This window comes from Staphylococcus sp. EG-SA-2, from assembly GCF_017152085.1.
Genome location: NZ_JACYHC010001152.1, coordinates 1 through 671, shown reverse-complemented (window position 1 = coordinate 671; position 671 = coordinate 1). Strand labels below are relative to the sequence as shown.

Genomic DNA, 671 nt, shown 5'->3' with positions numbered 1-671 from the left:
AGGGGAACTTGCGAATCGTGGAAGATGGAGGGCACTTCTTAGAAGAGGATGGCTTCGAAACATTTACAGCGTTGCAAGATCGGATGCAAGATTACATGACACGATAGGTAATGTTTGGTTGCTATGTTGTGTCAGTAGGTAGCTGCTGATTTTGAAAAAATTGTGGTAATTGAGGCGTCAAGCAATGTCTTAGGGCTACAATGTTATATTGGTAGTCGCTGACTGAAAGAATATGCGGTGTAACAAGCTTTTATAATTTCTTTTTCAGAAGGTATAGGCGTTGTAAACTTTATAACTCCTATACCTTTTTAAATGCTTTAACACTATTTATGACAACTATTAGACACTTATATGATAAAAGGGAATAAGAAGCGTTTTTTTACACAAAAAACTTTAAAAATGTCGTTGACGTATACTACAAAAATGAATATACTAATATTTGTGTTCAACAGAGAACATGTTGCTACGATATTTAAGTAATTATTTAAGAGATAACATTTAAATTAAATTCAAAAAGTTCTTGACTTTAGGTTTTTGATTATGATATATTAATTAGGTAATTCAAAATAATATTAGCGCGGGATGGAGCAGTTCGGTAGCTCGTCGGGCTCATAACCCGAAGGTCGGTGGTTCAAATCCGCCTCCCGCAATACATAGTTTTTAATTTAATA

General features: G+C 34.3%; 1 tRNA gene and 1 pseudogene. Both read left to right on the top strand.

Features of this window, described 5'->3' with window-relative positions:
• Positions 1–107, top strand: a pseudogene (locus tag IDG60_RS19085) (serine hydrolase family protein); the annotation flags it as partial.
• A 469-nt stretch (positions 108–576) separates the two neighbouring features.
• A tRNA-Met gene (locus tag IDG60_RS19080) sits at positions 577–650 on the top strand.
• Positions 651–671 lie beyond the last annotated feature (21 nt).